The sequence below is a fragment of the Hymenobacter crusticola genome, assembly GCF_002154225.1.
Lineage (GTDB): Bacteria > Bacteroidota > Bacteroidia > Cytophagales > Hymenobacteraceae > Hymenobacter > Hymenobacter crusticola.
Genome location: NZ_MTSE01000010.1, coordinates 66,001 through 87,092, shown reverse-complemented (window position 1 = coordinate 87,092; position 21,092 = coordinate 66,001). Strand labels below are relative to the sequence as shown.

Here is a 21,092-nt window from a genome sequence, read left to right as displayed (position 1 = left end):
GCTAGCGGGGAAGAGTAAAACCGTACGTGCGCAGCACTGAGCGAGCCGGAGCGCTGGCTACAAAATCGACAAACTGGGTAATAGCTGGGTGTTGTGCCCCGCTTTTCAGCACCACAAAGCGCTGCTCCAGCGGCGCGTAGGCTTGCTGCGGAATTAGGTAATAGCGCCCTTGTGCTTTCAAAGCAGGGCTAAGAGCTAGGGCCAGAGCGAGTATACCCACATCGGCGGCACCCGTGGCGGCGTAGTTGGCCGCTTGGGCAATATTTTCTCCGAACACCAAGCGCGGTTGCACCCGGTCGTAGAGCTGGTAATGGCGTAGAATTTCCACTGCCTTTTTGCCGTAGGGCGCGTGTGTGGGGTTCGCAATGGCAATTTTTCTTACCCGCGCGTCGAGCAGCGTTTGCTCACCCCGGAGCGCTGGGTCCAGCGTTTTGCTCCACAGCACCAGTTGCCCTTGGGCGTAGAGCACGGGTGCCGCTGCCGCGAAACCTTGCGCTTGCAGCTGCCGCGGATAGTCGCTATCGGCGGAGAAAAACAGCTCAAACGGAGCGCCGTGGCGAATCTGCTCGTAAAACTTGCCCGACGACCCATACGTCACGTCGACGCGCACGCTAGGGTGCTGGGCCGCGAATACCGCCACGAGCGAATCCATGGCGTACCGCAAATCGGCGGCCGCGGCAACCCGTAGTGTAGTCGTCTGGGCCGACGATTCGGCAGCAGGCGAGTGCTCTTGCGACGAGCAAGCCGTGAAAAGCAAGCCGGAAAGCGCGAAGAAAAGCCAGTATAAACGGGACATAAAGGGAAGACTACAAAAAAAACAGCCACAAGCAGCTAGTCCAAAACCAACAGCGCAAAGAGCGTCGCCCGGCAAGACCACTGCGCCGCTCCCGCACCTAGGATGGCTGAGCGTTGTGCTTTTGCCTATATAACGAAATAGACGAGCTGACGTTTGCTTCTGGCTGCGGCTTTTCGCTTGTTGTCAAACGGCAGCAGCCCGTTCACTTAGTCCTGCGACGACGCTACCAGTGGCTTGGCGGGCGCAAGGCTAGGTTTCGGTTTGCGACTTACCAAGAATACGCCCAGAAAAATCAGCGACGCTTGCAAGGCTTTCTCCAGCGTAAAAGTGTCTTTGCCGAGCCCAACGGCAATAATAACGGCCAGTACCGGCTGCAAGTAAATGTACACGCCCGTCAGGGCGGGGCTGGCGTACTTAAGGGCCCAGTTGTTAAGCAAATACGCGAGAATCGTGAGGCAGATGACCATGTACAGAATCTCGGACCAGATGAGCAGCGGCAGGTGAGCATAGTCGATAGCTACCGCCTGCCGCCAGCCGAAAGGCACTACCGCCAAGGCGCCCACCAGAAAAATGCGGGCCAGAACCGTGAACGGATGATACTTGCGCATCAGTGGGGTGACAATAACCAGGTACACGCCGAACGCCGTGGCATTGAGCAAAATGTATAAGTTGCCCAGCGGCGTATCCTGGCCCGGAGTAGCACCGGTTTTACGACCTAGGATGATGAGGGCAGCACCTACGCCCGCCAGCACAATCCCCGCGGCCCGCGCACGGGTAATCTTTTCCCCGAGCAGGACGGCCGACGCGAGTACAACCACAATTGGCGACACTGTTTGAACCAGCGACGCGTTAATAGGCGTAGTAAGCTCTAGGCCCGAGAAAAAAAGCAGTTGATTAGAAGCAATGCCAATCAGGCCGCAAAGAACGGCGCGAACGTTATCGGCGCGGCCGGTAATGCGGTCTTGCGTAACCAAGCGGCTCAGAATACCAAAAAACAATGCTGCGCCGATAACGCGCAGCGTGACCAACCCAAACGGCCGGGCAAAATGCGGCATTACATCTTTCGACAGGCTGTAGTTGGCTGCGTAAATGAAAGCCGCTGTAAACAAGGCGGCGTGGACGCGTATAGGATTTTTCATTTCAAGGCAAAGGTACGCAGGCAACATCCCAACCGCCTACTTTTGCGCCTCACCTAGGTTATATGGCTACCGGTTCCCTGTTCGACTCTGACGCTTCTGCTTCTTCCGCTCATTCGGCTACTACGGCGGCGCGGCCCGGCGCCCCGCTGGCCGAGCGGCGCCGCCCCCACACCCTCGCCGACTATGCTGGCCAGCAACACTTGGTAGGCCCGGAGGGCGTGCTGCGGCGTTACCTAAACGCGGGGCGCTTGCCTAGCCTCATCCTGTGGGGACCACCCGGCGTAGGCAAAACCACCCTAGCGCACCTACTGGCCGACGAGTTGAAGCTGCCTTTTTCGGCCTTGAGCGCCATCAACGCGGGCGTGAAGGACGTGCGCGAGGTGATTGACCGGGCCAAAAAGCAGCGTAATACCATTTTGTTTATTGATGAGATTCACCGCTTTAGCAAGTCGCAGCAAGATGCGCTGCTCGGGGCGGTGGAGCAGGGCGTGGTTACGCTCATCGGAGCCACCACGGAGAATCCCTCCTTTGAAGTCATTCCGGCCTTGCTGAGCCGGGCGCAGGTGTACGTGCTAGAGCCGCTCGACAAAGATGTGCTCATCAGCATTGTGGATAAGGCGCTGGCGGAAGATGAAATCTTGAAGCAACGCAACGTGCGCATGGCTGAGTACGGCGCCCTGCTCACCATCTCGGGGGGCGATGCGCGCAAACTGCTCAACCTGCTCGAAATTGTAGTGGAAGCTAGCCGCCCCGACCCGGCCACGGGCGAAATTGTCATTACGGATGACGTGGTGCAAAAGCTAGCGCAGCAGCACCTAGCTCGCTATGATAAAGGCGGCGAAATGCACTACGACGTTATTTCGGCCTTCATCAAAAGCATCCGCGGCTCCGACCCCAACGCGGCGGTGTACTGGCTGGCTGTGATGCTGGAAGGCGGCGAAGATCCGAAGTTCATTGCCCGCCGCTTGCTCATCCTTGCCTCCGAAGATGTGGGCAACGCCAACCCCAATGCGTTGATGCTGGCGCAGAGTTGCTTTCAAGCTGTAACCGTGATCGGGATGCCTGAAAGTGAGATTATTCTGTCGCAAACGGTGGTGTATCTGGCTACCAGCGTCAAAAGCAACGCCTCGTACCTTGCCATCAAGCAAGCTCGCTCGCTCGTACGGCAACAAGGCGTGCAGGCGGTGCCTATTCCGCTACGCAACGCGCCTACCCGGCTGATGAAGCAGCTAGGTTACGGAAACGAGTACATGTATTCGCACGACTACGAAGGCAGCTTCGCCTACCAAGAATTCTTGCCCGAGGCGCTCAGCGGTACTGTTTTCTACGAGCCCGGCCAAAATGCCAGCGAAGCCAAGCTCCGCGAGCGGCTACGACAGTGGTGGGGCGAGAAGTACAAATATTAACGTAGCGCGGCCTTCGTGATCCGCACTTGCCAGTAGCAGCGGCCAACGTGCTATGAGACAAACGCGGACTTCAAAGTCAGCGCTACGCCACGCGGAAAAGCACCCAAAGCCTTCTACATTTGTTAGGCTACCATCTACCTATTTTTCAATCTACATGAGACAATTTCTTAAGTACGTGCTGGCTACCCTGGTAGGCCTCGTACTTTTCGCCGTAATCGGCGTGGTGGTGCTGATCGGGCTAGCCTACAGCGCCTCCCGCTCTGAAAAAGACGTGGTAGTAGCCACCAACTCTGTGCTGGAGCTGAAGCTAGATAAGCCTATTTCGGAACGCGAAAATCCGGGTTCTTTTGCCGCTTACATCACCGGCGACAACGCCCAAAGCACGGGCCTTGACCAGCTCAAAGACGCAATTCGCCGCGCCAAAACCGACGACGATATCAAGGGCATCTTCTTGAATGTGGAGCTCGTGCAAGCTGGTATGGCCACGCTAGAAGAGGTGCGCGACGCGCTGTTGGACTTCAAAAAGTCAGGCAAATTTGTTGTGGCGTACAATGACCTAGCTTCCGAAAAGAGCTACTACCTCGCTTCAGTCGCCAACAAAATCTACCTGAATCCGCAGGGCACGCTGGAGTTCAACGGCCTCAGCTCGGAAACGTACTATTACAAGAATCTATTCGAAAAGGCTGGCATCGAGCCATATATCTTCCGCGTAGGTTCGTTCAAGAGCGCAGTGGAACCCTACTTCCGCGAAAGCATGTCGGACTCGGCACGGCTGCAAACAACGTCGTTCCTAAACTCACTCAATAACTTCATGCTCGGCCACGTAGCCACGGCGCGGGGTATTGCCCCGAACCGCATCAAGATCATCAGCGACTCGATGCTGGTTCATAATGCCGACGACGCCAAGCAGCTCGGCCTCGTGACGGACCTAGGGTATTACGACCAAGCCCTCGACTATATGAAGGGTAAAGTGGGCGTGGCTAAAGACAAGAAGCTGAGTATGATCAGCCTCGACCGCTACGCGAAGTCGCAGGATGAAGAAGGCGACGCCAGTGGCAACCGCATAGCTGTTGTATACGCCGAAGGCGACATCGTGACGGGCAAAGGTGGCGATGACAATATTGGCAGCACGCGCTTCGCGGAAGCTATTCGCAAAGCTAGGTTAGATGATAAGGTGAAGGCGGTGGTGCTGCGCGTAAACTCCCCTGGTGGCTCGTCGCTGGCGTCGGATATTATCTACCGCGAAGTAGCCCTCACAAAGAAAGTGAAGCCCGTTATCTGCTCTATGTCGGACGTGGCGGCTTCGGGTGGCTACTTCATCGCCATGGCCTGCGACACCATTGTGGCGCACCCAAACACGATTACGGGCAGCATCGGGGTGTTTGGCGTATTGCCTAACATCCAGCCGCTGCTGCGCGACAAGCTAGGCGTGACCACCGACCGCGTGACCACCGGTAAGTTCTCTGATTTGCCCACCATCACGCGCCCGCTCACGGCTTTCGAAAAGCAACAGCTCCAGAAAGAAGTGGATCGTATTTACGCCGACTTCACCACCAAAGCCGCGCAAGGTCGCCACATGCCGGTAGAGCGCTTGCGCCGCCTGGCCTCGGGGCGGGTATGGTCGGGGGAAGAAGCCAAAGCCCGCGGCCTCGTCGATGTGCTCGGCTCCTTCGATGATGCCATGCGTATTGCCGCTCGTCGGGCCAACCTGAAAACTGACGAATACAAAGTGCAGTACTTGCCCAAGCAAGACGCCAACCCGTTTTTAGCGCTATTCAATAGCTTTGGCGAGGAAGCTCGCTTGCGAATGATCAAGCAGGAAATGGGCCCCATGTACCCCATGTACGAGCAATACAAGAAGCTCACCCAGATGCAAGGCGTGCAAGCTAGGTTGCCGTTTGAGCTGAGTATTCAATAGCTAGCTGCTTAAAAAGGTAACCGGCACCCAGGCTGAACTCAACGGAGTACTCGCCTGGGTGCCGGTTACCTTTTTAAGCAGCTGTTTTTTGGTAGCAATGGTGATCGTTGCGCCCAAATGAGATTAAGTAGTGTACTCTATATATTACCACAACTCATGGATACTCCCCAAACGCTCATTCGGCAAGCATACGCTGCATTCAACGCACGCGACATCCCGACGGTCCTTGCCACGCTCCACCCCCAGGTGCGCTGGTCGCGGGCCTGGGAGGGCGACTATGCTACCGGCCACGACGAAGTGCGAACGTATTGGCAGCGGCAATGGCAAGAACTGGACCCACACGTTGAGCCTACCACTATCCGGGAACTACCCGATGGGAGACTAGAAGTAACGGTGCAGCAGCTAGTGAAGGATATGCAGGGAAAACTAATTTTTGAGGGTCTGGTGAAGCACCTGTACACCGTCGAAGACGGCTTGCTGCGGCAAATGGACATTGAGCAAGTGTAGTACCTATCTGCTCAGTAGTCAGAAGCTTGATTATTGACCTGCTTTACCTTTTAAGTAAAGGCTGCTCAGGTAGGAAAACAAAACGCCTCGTCGCAGACGAGGCGTTTTGTTTTCCTACAATGGTAGGTACACTACGGCCGTCGGATGCCGTGGTAAATGGTGGTGCCCGTACCGTTGCTGGCGCCTGTTCGCTTGGCAACGCTAAAAACGGCACTATCGCCAGCAGTGTAGAAAGTGGCGTTGGCGATTACACGTGGCGCGGCTGACGTATTCAAGCTATAAAAATTATAGGCAGTGCCATGCGGAAGCTGAGGTGCGCCCGGCACGCTAGGGTAATAGTTAAGCAGCGCATCGCCCCATTGCACGCTACTTGCACCGGTTGCCGCAATAACTACTTCTTGGTCAGGCAAGCGCGTTCTAGTAGTAGGTGATTGGTAAGCGCTGTACTCATAAACGACTTTGCAGAGGTAGGTTCCGGAAAATGGCAGATCTATGCGGTTGAAAAGATTGAAAGGCGCAATTTTGATCGTTTTGGTTACGGAGTCACTTTTTCCGAAACCTAATGCTTTAAGCTTAACTGAATACACGCCCGGTGATTCGTAGATATGCGAAGGATTTTCTGCTTGTGAAGTAGTGCCATCGCCAAAGTTCCACATGTACCGCAGCCCATTCTTGGACTTGTTCTGGATAACTATGGTAGTTGCCGATTCACCGTTCTCTGGCAAGTCGAAGGCCGTAGCAAACTCGGTATCAGGTTGAATTTCATTGTCTTCGCAAGAGGCTAATACAATAGCAGATGCTAAGAGTAGTAAAGGAAGCTTCATGATTAATGAATCGCAGCTTTATTATTTTATAAAATAAGTATATACATCAATAAATATGCTAAAGCATAAAAGCACCGTGACTATCTGCACGATGCATTACTGCTAGGCTGCTACGAGCCTATAATGAGTGTAGAAGTAAGGAATAGCTCCTGTCAGAAGTTACAATGCGTATACTTGTAGCCTCTGGCTCTTTTCTCTATGCAACAACTCCGCGACGCTACCGCTTACATCCGCCAGCAAATTGGCGACTTCCAACCCGAATTCGGCATTATCCTCGGGACTGGCCTAGGTGCTTTGGTGAAAGACGTAACCATCGAGCACACTTTGCCTTACGCCGACATTCCGCACTTCCCCGTGTCGACGGTGGAAAGCCACTCCGGCAACTTGCTGGCGGGCACATTGGCGGGCCGGCGGGTGCTGGTGATGCAGGGGCGCTTCCATTATTACGAGGGCTACTCGATGGAGCAGGTGGTGTTTCCGGTGCGCGTGATGAAGCTGCTCGGCATCAAGAAGCTATTTGTGAGCAACGCCGGCGGTGGCCTCGACCCTGAGATGAACTACAGCGACCTGATGCTGATTGAGGATCATATCAACTTGCAGCCCAGCAACCCGCTAGTGGGCAAAAACCTGGATGAGCTAGGTCCGCGCTTCCCCGATATGTATGAGCCTTACGACCTAGGTTTGCTGATGCAAGCCGAGGCCGCCGCCCGCGAGCTAGGTTTTGCCGACAAGGTGCGGCGAGGCGTGTACGCTAGCTTGCCTGGGCCTATGCTCGAAACACCCGCCGAGTATCGCTACCTGCGCACCATCGGCGCCGATGGCGTGGGCATGAGTACGGTGCCCGAGGTTATTGCCGCCCGCCACGCCGGCCTGCCAGTGCTGGCCGTGTCGGTTATCACCGACTTGTGCGCGCCCGGCAAGCTGAAGCCCGTGGAGCTAGCCGACATCTTGCGCGCCGCCGCCGACGCGGAACCGCGTCTAACCGCTTTATTTAAAGCGGTCATTGCGCGGCAGCAAAGCACTTAGACTGCGGCCGGGTAGGGTAGTGGTAGCACTATCGGCAAACTGGTAGCGCAGATCCGGAATAGCGAGTTCCTCGAACACCAACTTGCTTTTGCCACTCATCGTGAGCTGGGCCTGCTGAATGTGGTTGCCGGTCTGAAAGCGCACAACAGGGCCACCAGTGGCATGCCCAGCTATTACCCGCAGCCGGTGGAGCGTATTATCGCGTAGCTCAACCAAACTGCCATTGTCGGCCTGGATTAGCAAGCTATCCTGCGCAAAGCCTTTCACCAACACCCGGCAGTTGTCCCAGGGTTGGGCTAGGTCCGTCTGGGTCTTGCCCTTCACGGTGTAGGTGGCATCGGTGCGCAACGCGGCAAGGCTTGGGCACGTGATGATAATCGTTGCTTCTCGGTTGCCCAGGAAAAGGGGGCGGAATTCGCTGGGAAAGTGGACCCCTAGGGTCAGTTCGCGTCCGCGCCGCTGCACGTGCAGTACGTCGTTTAGGGACTTAGAAACCCGCACGCTGTACGGGCCTGGCTGAATACGCACACTGGTTAGGCTAGCCGCCTCCAGATGCAGCGCGTTGAAATCGCGGAGCGGCAGCGTCACGAAATCCCGGAGTGGGTCGCGGAAAGAGCCGGCACGGTATTCGGCCCGGAGCGCGTTATTATAAAGGCCAAGAGCCACAAGCAGCACCGCCAGCGCCGCCAAAACTAATTTATTGCTGGTTTTCATGGGAAACGGAAGGGAGAGGAGACGTAGGAAAATGCGTGGCTGTGTAGGTAGCATAGCGTTGCTGCACTTCATCGAGGCTGATGCCGAGCAGGAAAATGGTGCGGAAGAATTCGGGCAACTCTTGCTGCACAAACCGTTCGCGGCGATATACCTTGATTTTGTCGTCGCTGGCGGGAGCCACAAAAAAGCCGATGCCGCGCTTGTTGTAAATCACTTGCTGCTGCTGCAAAAAGTCGTAGGTGCGCATCACCGTGTTGGGGTTCACTTGCAAGTCGCCGGCTAGCTCGCGCACCGAGGGCAGGCGATGCTCTTCGGGCCACGTGCCCAGCAAGATTTGGTCGCTCACGTAGGCCGCTATTTGCAGGTAAATGGCTTCATTATCTTTGAATTCCATGGGTAGAGCCTCGCGGCTTAAAGTTGCTTTTCGCGCAACCGCGCGTAGGCGGCCAGCCAGAAAAGAGCGGAAAGAACCAGCAGCATAAGCTCCGGCAAATACTGTTGAGTGCCCGTGGGCGTGAGGCGATAGTACGCACGCTCATTCTCAATGAAATCGGCGCTCAAAAAAGGAAGGCTAAAGCGCAAATCAACGCCCAGGGTTGACTTCAAAAAGCTGTAGTTGAGCACGCTCACCAGCATCAGGAGGGCAAAAAAGGCTACGGCTGTTTTGATAAAAGCGAGCTTCTCGAAAAACAAACTTCCCCATAAGGCTAGGCTGTGCACGGCGGCAAACAGCAGAAATGAATAATAGGCTTTTTCCTCCCGCGCAAATAGGTTCAACACTGGCTTCTGCTGGGTTCCGTATTTCGCAAGCGTTATAACTACGCTATCGACGGCGTAGAAGACCCCGATGTAGACAAGCAGGAAGAACAAGAAAGAGTACAGCCACGCTACCACGTACTTTTCGAGGTGTGAGGCGGGCAAGCTCAGGGCTGCAATGGCCCGCGCCTTACCGCTAAAATCGGCGAAAATATTACTGGTGAACAGAAAGCCGCCGCCTAGCATGAACATCCCAAAAAACACAGCCTGGGCTCTGGTGTTGGGTGCGCCGCCGTTCAGATAGCTCAGAAAACCTAGCACCAGCAGCAGAGCGCCCGCTAGCACGCCAGCACCCATCAAGTAGCTTTTCCAGTGTTCGGCGGTGTGCTTCTGAAACAGCCGGCTAAAGCGCGGCAGACTAAACAGATTGTACATAGCTAGGTTGGTTGAGGTAGGAAGTGAGCGCCTGATTAGGCGCCGTAATGGCATTGAACAATAACTCTAAATCAATCTTGCTGGGCCTGCCGGTGAGATTAGGCAAAATCGCCTGCTGGCCCCGCATCGAGTCTTCGGCGTAAAGCGCTTCGTGCGCGTGAGCGGGACTTACCGTCGCAAAAGTGAGGTGCTCCGCTAGCTGCTCGAGGTCTTCGTTCAGGACAATGCGCTGTTGATGCAGCACCACTACCGTATCGATGAGGTTATCTAGGTCGCGTACCTGGTGGGTGGAGATGATAACGCAGCGCTCCGGCGTGAGGGTCGAGGCAATCAATCGGCGGAATTGCGCTTTCGAAGGAATATCCAGGCCGTTAGTGGGCTCATCCAGCACCAGCAGGTTGGTGTTGGTAGCCAGGCCAAAGGCAATCATGAATTTCTTCTGCTGCCCAAAGGACAACTGGCTTAGCACAGCGTGTAGTGGCACATCAAATTCGTGCAGGTAGCGCTGAAAGCTAGCTCCATCAAACTGCGGGTAAAAGCTAGCGGTGCGCGCAACAAACTGCCCACCCGAGAGGGCCGGCACATACACTTCCTCGGGCAGGAAGTACACCTTCTCCAGCATGGAGGGTAAACGCTTTGCAGTCGACTGGCCATTGAGCAAGCACTGACCTGCCCGCGGAAAAGCTAGCCCCACCAAGTTCTTGAGCAGCGTGCTTTTGCCCGCGCCGTTTCTGCCCAACAGCCCATAGATATGCCCTTGCTCCAAGGTTAGGCACAAGTCTTCTAATAACAGAGGACGGCCAGGATAGCCGAAGCTCAAATTCTCAACCTTTATCATGTTTATTACTGTTATGGTGTACTATTGATGTAATACACCATAAACATACTTATTGCTTCTATTGCTTGTACAGGGTACCCCGAAAAATATTTTTAGCAGTCAACAGCTTACATAAACAAACTCGCCTTTCTGCTGCTGCTCGTACCACGACGGGTACAAACAGCGGCAGAAAGGCGAGTTAAGTGTTAGACCGTAGGCTTGACAGCTAGCTTGTTGCAAGCCAGCATAGGCGTAAGCCCCAAGCCTAGCTTAGCGTACTAGTGTGAAAGTATAGAGCTCGTACTTGTTCTCTTTATTTCCACGGCCGTAAAGTAATCTCTGGGTATTAACACCATTGATTGTGTATTCTTGGGCTACTCCTTTATGGTCGGTGAGCTGTAGCGTATGATTGCCATCACCGGCTAGCTTCCAAGTTCCGATGTAGCCCGTGCTATCAGCTAGCAACGTTTGGGCGTAACGACCATCGGCCATAAACTGGATACGATATCGGTCTTTAATATTTGGGCCATCGGTGTATTGGCTACCAGCCATTATCTGCTCTAGCTGCCACGTGTGTACGACCTGCGCCATGGTCACGGGCTCTAGGGGGGGAGGCGTGCACCCACATTTCCCCGGCTCTATCCCCGCGGCATTACAGCTCACCAAGAAGGCGCCGAGGCTCAGAAATTTTAGATAGGTAGTAACTGTACGAAGCATATAGGAAAGAATTAGGTATAAAGGATATGTAGAGGAGACCTATTAGCCTCCAAACGTTGCATAAGAGCTAGCTAGAAAAGATAATTATTTCAGAATAACCGTCTTGCGCTGGTAGTTCAGCACCGTGAACACGCCTACGCCGCCTTGTACTGTCGATCGGATAGCCGATGGTTGGGCGAAGGGGTTACCGTTCGCGCTGCGCGCATCATCCGTCGATTGCATAAACTGGTAGTACGGCTGATCGATGTGATACAAGCTAATGACGAGCGTATCCTGTGGATTGAACCGGTAGCTGGTACCTAGGGTAACGAGCTGTCCGTTGGTTAGCCGGTCATCGACGTTGTAATCGCTCTCCGTGTCCTTATTGACGAAGTTTTTGTGGATCTGGAAGCGGTAGAAGTCGGTCGTGTTGGCGGGGTCTTGGAACCGGGCTAGCACATACGCCTGACGTTCTCCTTCGGGCTTGTCATTAAACTTCCATTCCACCGATTCGATGGGAATAGTCGTGGGCATGGTGGCCGTGCCCGTTAGGTGGCGGCCTTGCTTATCCGTAATATCCAGCTGGAAGGTATTGCCGGGGCGGGCTGTAAGGCGCCGCTTGCTGATGTGCGTGTACGTCTTGCGCGTGCGCCGGTCCAGGCCGGGTGCGTATTGGAGCGTGTCGTGAGTGCCGTTGGGTAAGGTAAGGACCACCGTTACCTCGGGCAGCGTGATGGTTTCGGTCGTTGAGAGGTAAGGCACGGTTTCCGTCACCGTGAGGCGCGGCGTGATGCCGTCTTCCAGGTAGCATTCCGCCACGAGTTGAGCCGGACCAGAAGGTAACTCGATATCAATGTCTTTCTGCAAGCCGCAGTTGGCTAGCAAGAAAACAGGTAACGTATGGAGCAGGCGCAACGAGGTGGGACGGAAGTTCATAGGGCGACAAAAGGAACGGAAAGCAAGGCTACTGAATCAGAACTTAGAACTTGAAATTGTAGGTAAGCGCCGGGATAACTGGGAACAGCGACACTTGCCGAGCCCGGTAACCAATTACTAGGTTCGTCTGCTCGTCTTTAACCTGATCGAAGTAGATGAAGTACGGGTTGCGGTGATTGTAAGCATTATAAATGCTCAGCGTCAAGTCTTGTTCGCCGTGGCGCGGCCGGAATTTATACACCACCCCTAGGTCGAGCCGGTGGTAGGAAGCGAGGCGGTAGCTGTTGCGTTCGGGGTACACAGGCACCACGTTGTAATTAGCGCCATAGATATCTTGGTAAATGAAGCGGCTCTGTGGTAGCGTGGTTGGGTTGCCCGACGAAAAGACGAAGGAGCCCGTGAGGTTGAACCGGGTGGAAAGCTGGTGCAGCACCACTGCCGTCAGGTTGTGGCGGCGATCATAAGTTGGATAGAAGGTTTCGCCGTTGTTGATACCCGTCGTGCCTCGTTGGGGTGGAAACTTGCGCTTGGTCCAAGCTAGGGTGTAGCCAATCCAACCCGTGGTGCGGCCTTGCTTTTTCTCCAGGTACAGCTCATTGCCGTAGGCCCAGCCGTTGCCAAACAAAAACTCGGCATCCAAATCGGAGTTGGCAAAAAGCTGCGCTCCGTCACGGAAATCCACCTGGTGATGCGCCCACTTGTAGTACACTTCATCCGTCAGCAAAAACTTGCCATTGCCTAGCAGAAAGCTCACGCCCGTCGCTACTTGCTGCGAGCGTTGGGGCTTCACATTCAGGCGCGATGGATACCAAATATCCGTTGGGAGCGTAGCGCCGGAGTTTGTCACCAAGTGCACATACTGGTACATCTGGGCGTAGCTCAGCTTCAGCGAGGTCTTAGGCGAAATTGAATACCGACCGGCGAAGCGTGGCTCGATGCCGCCAAAGTGGTCGGAGCCGGACTGGAAGCCGGTGAGGCGCAACCCGTAGTCTAGCTGCAAGTTTTTGTTGACGCGGAAATTATCAGAGATGTATACCCCAGCTTCCTGCCCCGTGTAATGCACATCGGAGTTGATGTTGAGCGTACCGTCGCCACTATTGGCATTCAGGCGCCCTACCCCAAATTGGTGGTTGGTAACCGTGGCGCCAAACTTCAGGGCATGTCGTTTGCTGAGCGCATAGTCAAAATCGGTACGGATGGCCTGGTCGCGGATATTCGACGAGATACCGAAGCCAAACTGGTCGAGCTGGTTACCAATCTGGTATTTATAGTCGGTACCCGAGACAGTGGTGTTCACGTACAACTTGGGCGAAAAGACGTGGTTCCAGCGCAGGGAGCCTACCGTGTTGCCCCAGTTGAAGCTGATATTGAAACCATTGGTGCTGTTGAAGCCAAAAATATCACGACCTAGGTAGCCCGTCAGGAACACCTGGTCATTGTCGCCTAGCTTGTAATTGGCCTTGAAGTTGAAGTCGTAAAAGTAATAATCCGGGATGGGGTTGTAGTCCGGAGACCCTTCGTTGAGCTTGTTGATCTGGCGGGTGAAAATGTCGAAGTACGTCCGCCGGCCCGACACGAGAAACGAGCCCTTGCCTTTCTTAACGGGCCCTTCCACCGTTAGGCGCGAAGAAATAAGCCCAATGCCGCCGCTTACCCCGATCTTCTCCGGGTTGCCTTGCCGTAGCTTCACATCTACCACCGACGACAAGCGCCCGCCGTACTGCGCCGGAAAGCCACCCTTGTACAGATCCACGCTCTGCACGGCATCTGAGTTGAATACCGAAAACAGCCCGAACAAGTGCGACGGATTATACACGACGGCATCGTCTAGCAAGAACAAGTTCTGGTCGGCGGAGCCGCCCCGTACGAAGAGGCCACTGGTGCCCTCGCCGCCGTTTTGCACGCCGGGCTTGAGCTGTAAGGTTTTCAGAATATCGACCTCGCCAAAAAGCGCCGGCAGAAGTTTGGCTTCGCGAGCCGTGAGGCGCTCGACGCTCATTTGCGGGGCCCGTAGCTTCTGCTCCAAGGTACCCGAGCCTTGCACCACCACTTCACCGAGCTCGTTGTTGGCCGAAGCTAGGCTGAAGGAGAGCCGCTGGTTTTTGGTCAGGTTGATAGTGCGCGTCAGGGTTTGATAGCCAATAAAGGAAATCACAAGGTCCTGCGTGCCCGCCGGCAACGACACCGAGTAGAAGCCCGTGGAATCGGCTGTGACACCCGTGCCGAGGGCGGGAGCCGCCACCGTAGCGCCCGGCAAGGCCTCTTTTGAATCGGCACGTACGTAACCGCTCAACGTAAAGCGCGCCTGTGCCCAAGCAGGCAGAGGCGCGCTAACTACCAATAATCCGAGAAGGGAAACGAACAGTAAAAGTCTAAAACGCATTACGACAGCAGGAAAGCACAAAGGTAAAAAGATGCGCTTCCCTAACGTCGGCTCTCCGTTATTTATCGTGTTTTCAATACGATATAACTTTTGCGCTGTGTTAGTAGCACTACTCGCAAGTACGCTATTGCACGTAGGATTGCAACGTCTGGGTAAGCTGCGGCGCTGATACCACGCCCGCCTGCCGCCATACTGGCTGTCCTTTGTGGAATAAAATCAGCGTGGGAATGCTCTGAACCCGGAATTGCTGGGCCGCCGCTTGGTTACGGTCGACATCAATTTTAATCACTTTTACTTTTCCTTGGTGTTGCGCGGCTACTTGCTCCAGAATAGGCGCCATGGTTTTGCAGGGGCCACACCAGTCAGCGTAAAAATCGACCAGAACCGGCATTCCGGGACTATTAATAAGTTCGGCAAAAGACTTCTTAGGCATGATCAAGCTTCGTTAAGTACACAAATTGGGAAGCGCTAGCCACAACAACAAGCGCTTCGGCTTTACTACGAAACTTGCTGGCAAAAGGAATAGTGCAAAAGAGAAAAGCCCGGCGCAAGTGCGCCGGGCTCTTTCCAAAAGCTAGGTTGCTTTATTTCTCGATTACGGTGATGTCGTTGGCGGCGGGTGCCAGCGTGAAGCGGCCACTCACCACACGCTTTCCGGCTACTTGGCATTCCCAAACGTACTTGCCCGGCGTTGCTTTGGCTGCTTCGCCGGCACTCGTAGCGAAATATTCCGCCTCCGACGGCTCCGACGGAAATACCACGTCAATCCCTTTTTGGGGTGAGTCAACCTGCTTGGAAAGGATATATTCCTTGCCCGTAGATTGGTTGGTGACGACAAACTTGGCGGTATAGGTGCCGATTTGTCCAAATTTATCCACCACGCCCAGCTTCACGTAAGGATCAGTCGACACCAGCCACGTTTGAGCGTAGGAGGTTGTTGGAGCAAGAAAAAATAGCACTAGAAGCAAGCCAAAGGCCCGGCAAACATGCGCAAAAGAGGAGGTAGAAGCGGGAGTAGCGTTACGCATAGAAGGAAGAGAAATGACAAGCAAGACAAGTATGGTTGATACCGCAGTAAGCCCCGTAGGACGCTGGGAATCATCTAAGAAGTAGAAAAGCAAAATGCTAGCCAATCAACTAAAATTGAACTATAGCTGTACTTGAAAATTTATCAAGTTGATAGCACCAAGGGTTATTCTTTGCAAAAGCATGCGTGTTTGCGTGTGATTATTGTTGAATCAATAAGAAGTATGCCACGTCGTCGTACGGTTCATTCAGATCAATTTCTCGAAACAGAGCGCCGAACCAGCGGCGAGCCGCAGTGCCAGTTGTGCTTGCGATACGTTCGGCACGTGACGCGCCACCACTTAGTGCCACGAGAAGAAGGAGGGCGCTACGGGCCAGTCGCGGATCTGTGCCAGCCCTGCCACAGCACCGTTCATTTGCTGTTGAGCAACCGAGAGCTAGCCCGGAAGTACGGTACCATTGAAGCGCTACGAGAAGCAGAAGAGTTGCAGAAGTATCTGCACTGGATTCGGCGCAGCCGGGTAGAGCACATTTCCAATCGGCGTCGGCGCTGGAACTAGGGGTGGCACATGCTTTCTTCGCGCACAAAAGCTCGTATCGTTTCCGTCAGCAGCATACCCCTAGAAGGCACTGGTCTTATCTTCGAGCTTTCCGGCGGCGGGCTGAAGCGCGCTGGCTGAGCCGTTTCTCATTACGATTCATGCAACACTATTTTGTTCCCTTCGCCCAATTGCGTCAACAGCCTACTATTCTAGTAGATAGTACTGGCCTAGGTGCCGCGCTGGTGCTCGCCCATTGGCGCGGCGCCGCTACTCCGGAGTCGTTGCGCGATGATACCAGCGCTGGCTCTGTGTTGCGTGCTTTGCGCGCGCCTACTGTGCCTGGCTTCGCTGCAGCAGCTGTGTCGGCCAATCATTTTGATGTAGATGGGTTTGTGGGGGTGTGGAGCTTGCTGTATCCTGAGGCCGCTCTGCGCCACGAAGCGCTGCTGCGGCTCACGGCCACCCTCGGCGATTTTCGGGAGCTAGATTGGAACAACCCACTAGCTGACCACGCCTTAAAGCTGGTGTGTTGGCTTAACGCCAAAGAAAAAGCACTGTTTTACCCGCCTTTTGGGGCACCAGCCGTTCGGCGTCGCGAGGATGAAGCTTCCGCTGACAAATTTGCGTGGTTTCTGCCCGCCTTCGGCGAAATACTGGAAAATCCGGAGGTCGGCCGTGGAGCTTGGGAGCCGGAGTTTGTGCGCGTACACGAGGCTAGTGCCGTTATGCAAAGCTCTGCTACATACCTCACGCGCTACCCAGAAATTGGGCTGCTGGTGGTGCACACGCCGGAGCCGCTGCCGTACTACGCCTTGTTTGGGCCGACGGCGGGCTTTGATATGGTGCTAAGCTGCTACGGTGGGCAACGGTATGAATTTGAATACAAATACACCACGTGGATCGACCTAGAGTCGCGGCCGACGCTGCCCCGTTTGCCACTCGATAACCTAGCTACTCGCCTGAACGCCCTGGAAACCAGCGCCCGCCGCTGGACCTTCGACCCCGTGACCGACACGGGGCCGTTGTTGCGTCTTGCGGGCAAAGGCCTTACCAAAGCGCAGCGCTACGCCGACCCCGATCAGCGTCCAATCTACACGTCTTCGATGCCCCCAGAAGTGATGGAGCACGAGATAGTCACGTTCTTCCAGCAGCATTACGCGGCCATTACGCCCAGGCGGTACTGGAGCTGGACGGAAATTCGGGAAGTGGGCGCTAAGGCAATGGCCTCGTAAGCTGAAACATAACGCCTAGCTAGTTTCGCCAAACCCTACTACGCGTAGGGAGCTTACTCCTCCGGCGCCCTTACGCACGTGAATCTGCGTGGTGACGCGCTCCTTCAAGGCATCTACGTGCGAGATGACGCCAATCATTTTGCCGGAGCCCTGCAACGTTTCTAATGCAGAAAGCGCCACATCTAGCGTGTCAGGGTCGAGTGTACCGAAGCCTTCGTCAATAAATAGCGTGTCGATCTGCGTTTTGCGGCCTGCTAATTCTGACAGACCTAGGGCTAGCGCTAGACTCACCAGAAAGCTTTCGCCACCTGATAGCGAATTCATGGAGCGCGTGCTATCGGCTTGGTAATGATCGACGATGAGCAGGTCAAGGTGCTCGTCGGGGTTCCGTGTGATGCGGTAGCGGTCGTTGAGGCGGTGCAGGTGGCGGTTGGCTAGCTCCGTCAGGCGGGCCAGGGTTAGGCCTTGAGCAAACTCGCTGAACTTCTTCCCGTCGGCTGCGCCAATGAGGTCGGCGAGGCCGCGCCAGCGGCGAGCTTCTTGCTGCTGCTGCTCTAGCTCAACGGCTAGCTTGGCATGCCGCTCTAGGCCGCGGTGATGATCGGCGAGGCGCTGCTGCCGTTGCCCTAGCTGCTGGTTGAGCAGGGCTAGGTTTTCATTAAGAGCTTTGACTTTCTCACGAATCGTTTCGGAAGGCTCATCGGTCAGGGCCCGCGCTTGTTCTACCTGAAGCTGTTGGGCGGCTTCGGCGAGGCGCTGCTGGATAGCGGCCACGGCGCGCTCATGGCTTTGTAGCTCATCGGTGAGGCGGCGTGCTTCTGTATCGGGTAAGAGCAAGCTGGTCAGCGCCGCAGGGTCGTGGGGGAGTCCCGCAGCCGCTAGGCTAGCAACGAGGGCAGCATGCTGGTGCTGGCGCTCTTGGTGCTGGTGCTCCGCATCCTGCTCACGCTGCCGAAGCTGATCTTCAGCGCGGGTGAAACGGGTTTGCTGTTCGTGCAGCGTTTGCGTGAGGCGCTCCAGCTCCGCGGTACGGCGCTGCACTTCATCGGCAAACTGCTGGCGAGCCACGGCTATGTCAGGGCCTGCAAAAAGGGCCTGGCGTTGCGCTTTCTGCTGCTGAATGGCGGCATACTTATCGACCAAGTCCTGCTTGTTTTCGCGCAGCCACTGATGGGTTTCCGTGTGATTTTTGCCGAGTTCATTCAACCTAGCTTGGCTGGTTTCGCTCTGCTTTTCCAGCGAAGCCAATGCCTCTTTCTTCTGCTCAAACTCCGCGCTGAGCTGCCGACACCGAGCAATTAGCTCCCGCCCATTTTCCTCATTGAAGCTCAATCCAAAGCTGCTCAGCAAACTGCTGATCTGCTGCTTCACTAGCGGTACGCGCTCTTCCGCGTCGTGAAGCGCGGCGGTTACCGTGGCTAGGTCTTGCTGGTATTCCTGCTGCTGGCGCTGTGCACTTTCCTGCTGGCTAAGCGCTTGCGCTAACGCTACTTCGGCTGCCGGTCGTTGTTGCTCTAGGGTGCGTAGCTGCTGCACCACCGCCTTTACTTCGTCGGCAGCTGTCTTTTCGTCGGCTTCCAACAGCAAAGACAAGGTACCCGGCAGGGCGGCAGTAAGCTGTCCGCCGGCTTGCTCCAGCATGTTCACGTAAGTCGACGTGCGGTTCAGGCGCGTGTTCAGCGCGCGTACCTTCTGGCTAAGCTCCTCTTCCCGGTTTTTGTCGCGCTCCAACGACTCTTCGCTGATGCCTAGCAGACCAGCAGCAAAAGGGTGCTCAAGGGCACCACACACCGGGCACGGCTGCCCCGGCGTGAGCAGTTCGCGCGTTTCGGTGTGCGAAAGAATAAGCTGCTGGAGCTGCATGGAGCGGCGCAGGTCGTCCCAGTGCTGCTGCTGCGCCTGATAATCGCGCTCTAGCTGCGCCCGGTGATGGTGCAACCGCCGCAGCCACTGGTCGCGGTGAGTGGCGGCAACTTGCAACTGCGCGCCTAGGTCGGTGAGCTGCTGCTGGGCGAAGCTAGCCTGCTGCTGGTGCTTCGTAACAGCCTCTGCTGCTTGCCGCTGCCGTTGCTGAAGCCCTTGTTGGCGTTGCCGTAGCTGGCCTAGCTCGCTGCGCAGATGGTCCCAGTCCTGCAGGTGAGCTGTGAGTTCTGGTAGAGTGTCGGCTAGCTCGGCTAGAGGCCGGTGTTGGTTGAGCCACGCTACTAGCTCGGTTACTTGTTGCTGGAAGGCGCGCGCCTGCGCCGCCAGTTGGTCTAGCTCCGCTTTCTGGCGTTTGCACTGCTCGTTTCTTTGGTCGTAGAGCTGCCTAGCTTGTAGGAGCAGATCTTCGTCGCGCTGCACTAGCAAATCGAGCTGCTCAGCGGCGCGCAAGCGAGGTTCCTGCTCCTGCTGAGTTGCCAGAGCTGCCGTTCTAGCTTCGGCAGCAGCAGTGCGTACTTGGGTGGCAGCAGCTAGCTGCTGTTGGAGCTGGGGAAGCTGCTGGCGCAAATCGTCTGCACTGCGCCGGAGCTTCTGAATGTCTTCTTCCGCGCGCTGTAGCAACGCCCACGGCGTGCGGAAGGGTAGGGCTTGGGCGTGCTTATCGAGGCGTTGCTGGGCGGGAACTAGCGTTTCAGCTTTGGCCGTGAGCTCCGTAAGCTGCTGTTGGCCGCGGTGCTGCTGCGTGGTAAGCTCAATCAAGCGGTTGAGCCAGTTTTGTGCTTCCGTCAGACGCTGTTGCTCCTTAGTAGCAATGGTTACTTGGCTTTGCAGGTTCTGTACTTCCGCTTCTAGCTCCAGCACTTCCGCGGCGGAAAGCAGCGTGACGCCAGCCAGCCCGGCGCGCAATACGTCTACGTGCTGAGCCTCTTCCTTCGCCTTACGGAAGGCAAACACGGAAATATCTGAGTACTTACGCGTATCCGTAATCTTCTCCAGCAACTGTGCCCGCTCACCGGGACTCGACTTCAGAAACCGCGTAAACTCACCCTGCGCCAGCAACACCGAGCGCAAAAACTGCCGGTATTCTAGGCCGCTCAGCTCCGCCACTTTACTCGGGACCTTCGACTTGTAGGTCTCCAGAAAAGGCCAGGTTTCTTCGCCCCCTATCACGCGCCGTTCGCTCAGCTCCATGCGCGAATCTTGCAGGGGGCCATCAGGGCGCTTGCGGGCGCGGTGCTGGCCCCACTTGGCGCGGTACCAGTTGCCATTCACGGCAAACTCCACTTCCGCCCAACTTTCGCCCGTGCCATGGCTCATCACCTGCTCGGGGCCGCTGCCGTCGTGGCGCGGCACTTGGCCGTAGAGGGCTAGGGTAATGGCGTCGAGAATAGTGGTTTTGCCCGCGCCAGTAGCGCCGGTAATGGCAAACAAGCCGGCATCAACGAGCGGCGAGTTGGCAAAATCGACTTCGTGCTGCCCGCGCAGTGAGTTCAGGTTGAAGAAGCGGACGCGGAGAATTTTCATAGGTGGAAGCCGGCGAAAGAAAGAACCGGGTAGAGCTAAGAGACTGTCGTGCTAAGTGACGTGAGGGCAGCTAAGAGAAGAGCCGCAAAATGCCGTCACTACAAACTTGTAAGACCACGAAGATACCTATACTTGTGCTGCGGAGGCAAGTAAAAACGCCGCTATAATCTTTCAGCTGCTATGATTCTTATGCCCACATTCGCTAAGGGAAGCCCGCTTTAGGTACCAACCTAAAGCTTTATGAAACGAGTCAAACAACTCATAAAATCCTTTGGCATCCTTGCAGAAAGACCATTTGCTGCTCTGCCCACCAAGATTTCAAATGTGCAAGTTGCGCGGGTAACCCACTGCAAGAATGAATGTCCATTTTGCTTTCCGCACGGAGTTGAAACTTCGAACGCTACCATTCTAAATCGGCAGCGAAGTTGGAAGCGGTTTCGCAAAACGCAGTGGAAACGCTAAACCAACAACGCCACCTAGGTAACCTAGGTG

At 55.6% G+C, this 21,092-nt stretch carries 19 protein-coding genes; 6 read left to right on the top strand and 13 right to left on the bottom strand.

The window, feature by feature from the left end; genetic code table 11:
• Position 1: 1 nt before the first annotated feature.
• Together modA and BXP70_RS18070 are read right to left on the bottom strand one after the other, a co-directional pair.
• Positions 2 to 796, bottom strand: coding sequence for a molybdate ABC transporter substrate-binding protein (gene modA / locus BXP70_RS18075; protein WP_086595522.1), 795 nt, complete (start codon positions 794 to 796; stop codon positions 2 to 4).
• Positions 797 to 1,002: 206 nt separating this feature from the next.
• A complete protein-coding gene (locus BXP70_RS18070) occupies positions 1,003 to 1,935 on the bottom strand; it encodes a DMT family transporter (protein ID WP_086595521.1) in 933 nt (310 codons plus the stop codon).
• 62 nt (positions 1,936 to 1,997) lie between these two features.
• Here BXP70_RS18070 and BXP70_RS18065 point away from each other — a divergent pair, with 62 nt between their 5' ends.
• From BXP70_RS18065 to BXP70_RS18055, 3 genes are all read left to right on the top strand, one after another.
• Entirely contained in the window at positions 1,998 to 3,341 is a 1,344-nt protein-coding gene (locus tag BXP70_RS18065) for a replication-associated recombination protein A (protein WP_086595520.1), read from the top strand.
• Positions 3,342 to 3,495: 154 nt separating this feature from the next.
• Positions 3,496 to 5,259 (top strand): signal peptide peptidase SppA, encoded by a 1,764-nt coding sequence (sppA, locus tag BXP70_RS18060; protein ID WP_086595519.1) that lies wholly within the window; start codon positions 3,496 to 3,498, stop codon positions 5,257 to 5,259.
• Between the two features lie 156 nt (positions 5,260 to 5,415).
• On the top strand, positions 5,416 to 5,766 hold the full coding sequence (locus BXP70_RS18055) for a nuclear transport factor 2 family protein (RefSeq protein ID WP_086595518.1): 351 nt from the start codon (positions 5,416 to 5,418) through the stop codon (positions 5,764 to 5,766).
• Between the two features lie 131 nt (positions 5,767 to 5,897).
• Here the strand turns inward: BXP70_RS18055 and BXP70_RS18050 are convergent, their stop codons facing one another.
• Positions 5,898 to 6,590: a PKD domain-containing protein gene (locus BXP70_RS18050; RefSeq protein WP_086595517.1), complete on the bottom strand. Its 693-nt coding sequence runs from the start codon at positions 6,588 to 6,590 to the stop codon at positions 5,898 to 5,900.
• Positions 6,591 to 6,788: 198 nt separating this feature from the next.
• Between BXP70_RS18050 and BXP70_RS18045 the strand changes: the two genes are divergently transcribed.
• The gene (locus BXP70_RS18045) at positions 6,789 to 7,616 is read left to right on the top strand and encodes a purine-nucleoside phosphorylase (RefSeq protein WP_086595516.1); all 828 of its coding nucleotides are present in this window, start codon (positions 6,789 to 6,791) and stop codon (positions 7,614 to 7,616) included.
• On the opposite strand, the gene BXP70_RS18040 is transcribed toward BXP70_RS18045, so the two are convergent.
• The 9 genes from BXP70_RS18040 to BXP70_RS18000 all read right to left on the bottom strand — a co-directional run bounded on the left by BXP70_RS18040 (position 7,578) and on the right by BXP70_RS18000 (position 15,381).
• Positions 7,578 to 8,330, bottom strand: a complete 753-nt coding sequence (locus tag BXP70_RS18040; protein ID WP_086595515.1) for a hypothetical protein — start codon at positions 8,328 to 8,330, stop codon at positions 7,578 to 7,580. The two genes, BXP70_RS18045 and BXP70_RS18040, sit on opposite strands and share 39 nt — an antisense overlap.
• A complete protein-coding gene (locus BXP70_RS18035) occupies positions 8,314 to 8,724 on the bottom strand; it encodes a GntR family transcriptional regulator (protein WP_086595514.1) in 411 nt (136 codons plus the stop codon). The genes BXP70_RS18040 and BXP70_RS18035 overlap by 17 nt, the downstream gene beginning before the upstream one ends.
• Before the next feature lie 17 nt (positions 8,725 to 8,741).
• Positions 8,742 to 9,521, bottom strand: coding sequence for a hypothetical protein (locus BXP70_RS18030; RefSeq protein ID WP_086595513.1), 780 nt, complete (start codon positions 9,519 to 9,521; stop codon positions 8,742 to 8,744).
• On the bottom strand, positions 9,505 to 10,359 hold the full coding sequence (locus BXP70_RS18025; RefSeq protein ID WP_086595512.1) for an ABC transporter ATP-binding protein: 855 nt from the start codon (positions 10,357 to 10,359) through the stop codon (positions 9,505 to 9,507). Before BXP70_RS18025 ends, BXP70_RS18030 begins: the two co-directional genes overlap by 17 nt.
• A 249-nt stretch (positions 10,360 to 10,608) precedes the next feature.
• The gene (locus tag BXP70_RS18020; RefSeq protein ID WP_086595511.1) at positions 10,609 to 11,055 is read right to left on the bottom strand and encodes a hypothetical protein; all 447 of its coding nucleotides are present in this window, start codon (positions 11,053 to 11,055) and stop codon (positions 10,609 to 10,611) included.
• Between the two features lie 84 nt (positions 11,056 to 11,139).
• Positions 11,140 to 11,970: a DUF4249 domain-containing protein gene (locus BXP70_RS18015; RefSeq protein ID WP_086595510.1), complete on the bottom strand. Its 831-nt coding sequence runs from the start codon at positions 11,968 to 11,970 to the stop codon at positions 11,140 to 11,142.
• Between the two features lie 43 nt (positions 11,971 to 12,013).
• Positions 12,014 to 14,353, bottom strand: a complete 2,340-nt coding sequence (locus BXP70_RS18010; RefSeq protein WP_086595509.1) for a TonB-dependent receptor — start codon at positions 14,351 to 14,353, stop codon at positions 12,014 to 12,016.
• Positions 14,354 to 14,477: 124 nt separating this feature from the next.
• On the bottom strand, positions 14,478 to 14,786 hold the full coding sequence (trxA, locus tag BXP70_RS18005; protein WP_086595508.1) for a thioredoxin: 309 nt from the start codon (positions 14,784 to 14,786) through the stop codon (positions 14,478 to 14,480).
• Positions 14,787 to 14,937: 151 nt separating this feature from the next.
• Entirely contained in the window at positions 14,938 to 15,381 is a 444-nt protein-coding gene (locus BXP70_RS18000; protein ID WP_086595507.1) for a hypothetical protein, read from the bottom strand.
• Positions 15,382 to 15,603: 222 nt separating this feature from the next.
• Here BXP70_RS18000 and BXP70_RS17995 point away from each other — a divergent pair, with 222 nt between their 5' ends.
• Both BXP70_RS17995 and BXP70_RS17990 read left to right on the top strand, forming a co-directional pair.
• Entirely contained in the window at positions 15,604 to 15,939 is a 336-nt protein-coding gene (locus BXP70_RS17995; RefSeq protein ID WP_245849674.1) for an HNH endonuclease, read from the top strand.
• Positions 15,940 to 16,079: 140 nt separating this feature from the next.
• Positions 16,080 to 17,153 carry a DUF6687 family protein gene (locus tag BXP70_RS17990; RefSeq protein WP_086595505.1) on the top strand — a complete coding sequence of 358 codons (1,074 nt, stop codon included), beginning with the start codon at positions 16,080 to 16,082 and terminating at the stop codon, positions 17,151 to 17,153.
• A gap of 15 nt (positions 17,154 to 17,168) precedes the next feature.
• Here the strand turns inward: BXP70_RS17990 and BXP70_RS17985 are convergent, their stop codons facing one another.
• Positions 17,169 to 20,600, bottom strand: coding sequence for an SbcC/MukB-like Walker B domain-containing protein (locus tag BXP70_RS17985; protein ID WP_086595504.1), 3,432 nt, complete (start codon positions 20,598 to 20,600; stop codon positions 17,169 to 17,171).
• Positions 20,601 to 21,092: the final 492 nt, after the last annotated feature.

Excerpts from the sequence above, each read along its gene's own strand:
- modA (WP_086595522.1), bottom strand. The coding sequence starts at position 796 with ATGTCCCGTTTATACTGGCTTTTCTTCGCGCTTTCCGGCTTGCTTTTC.
- BXP70_RS18070 (WP_086595521.1), bottom strand. The coding sequence starts at position 1,935 with ATGAAAAATCCTATACGCGTCCACGCCGCCTTGTTTACAGCGGCTTTC.
- BXP70_RS18065 (WP_086595520.1), top strand. The coding sequence starts at position 1,998 with ATGGCTACCGGTTCCCTGTTCGACTCTGACGCTTCTGCTTCTTCCGCT.
- sppA (WP_086595519.1), top strand. The coding sequence starts at position 3,496 with ATGAGACAATTTCTTAAGTACGTGCTGGCTACCCTGGTAGGCCTCGTA.
- BXP70_RS18055 (WP_086595518.1), top strand. The coding sequence starts at position 5,416 with ATGGATACTCCCCAAACGCTCATTCGGCAAGCATACGCTGCATTCAAC.
- BXP70_RS18050 (WP_086595517.1), bottom strand. The coding sequence starts at position 6,590 with ATGAAGCTTCCTTTACTACTCTTAGCATCTGCTATTGTATTAGCCTCT.
- BXP70_RS18045 (WP_086595516.1), top strand. The coding sequence starts at position 6,789 with ATGCAACAACTCCGCGACGCTACCGCTTACATCCGCCAGCAAATTGGC.
- BXP70_RS18040 (WP_086595515.1), bottom strand. The coding sequence starts at position 8,330 with ATGAAAACCAGCAATAAATTAGTTTTGGCGGCGCTGGCGGTGCTGCTT.
- BXP70_RS18035 (WP_086595514.1), bottom strand. The coding sequence starts at position 8,724 with ATGGAATTCAAAGATAATGAAGCCATTTACCTGCAAATAGCGGCCTAC.
- BXP70_RS18030 (WP_086595513.1), bottom strand. The coding sequence starts at position 9,521 with ATGTACAATCTGTTTAGTCTGCCGCGCTTTAGCCGGCTGTTTCAGAAG.
- BXP70_RS18025 (WP_086595512.1), bottom strand. The coding sequence starts at position 10,359 with ATGATAAAGGTTGAGAATTTGAGCTTCGGCTATCCTGGCCGTCCTCTG.
- BXP70_RS18020 (WP_086595511.1), bottom strand. The coding sequence starts at position 11,055 with ATGCTTCGTACAGTTACTACCTATCTAAAATTTCTGAGCCTCGGCGCC.
- BXP70_RS18015 (WP_086595510.1), bottom strand. The coding sequence starts at position 11,970 with ATGAACTTCCGTCCCACCTCGTTGCGCCTGCTCCATACGTTACCTGTT.
- BXP70_RS18010 (WP_086595509.1), bottom strand. The coding sequence starts at position 14,353 with ATGCGTTTTAGACTTTTACTGTTCGTTTCCCTTCTCGGATTATTGGTA.
- trxA (WP_086595508.1), bottom strand. The coding sequence starts at position 14,786 with ATGCCTAAGAAGTCTTTTGCCGAACTTATTAATAGTCCCGGAATGCCG.
- BXP70_RS18000 (WP_086595507.1), bottom strand. The coding sequence starts at position 15,381 with ATGCGTAACGCTACTCCCGCTTCTACCTCCTCTTTTGCGCATGTTTGC.
- BXP70_RS17995 (WP_245849674.1), top strand. The coding sequence starts at position 15,604 with ATGCCACGTCGTCGTACGGTTCATTCAGATCAATTTCTCGAAACAGAG.
- BXP70_RS17990 (WP_086595505.1), top strand. The coding sequence starts at position 16,080 with ATGCAACACTATTTTGTTCCCTTCGCCCAATTGCGTCAACAGCCTACT.
- BXP70_RS17985 (WP_086595504.1), bottom strand. The coding sequence starts at position 20,600 with ATGAAAATTCTCCGCGTCCGCTTCTTCAACCTGAACTCACTGCGCGGG.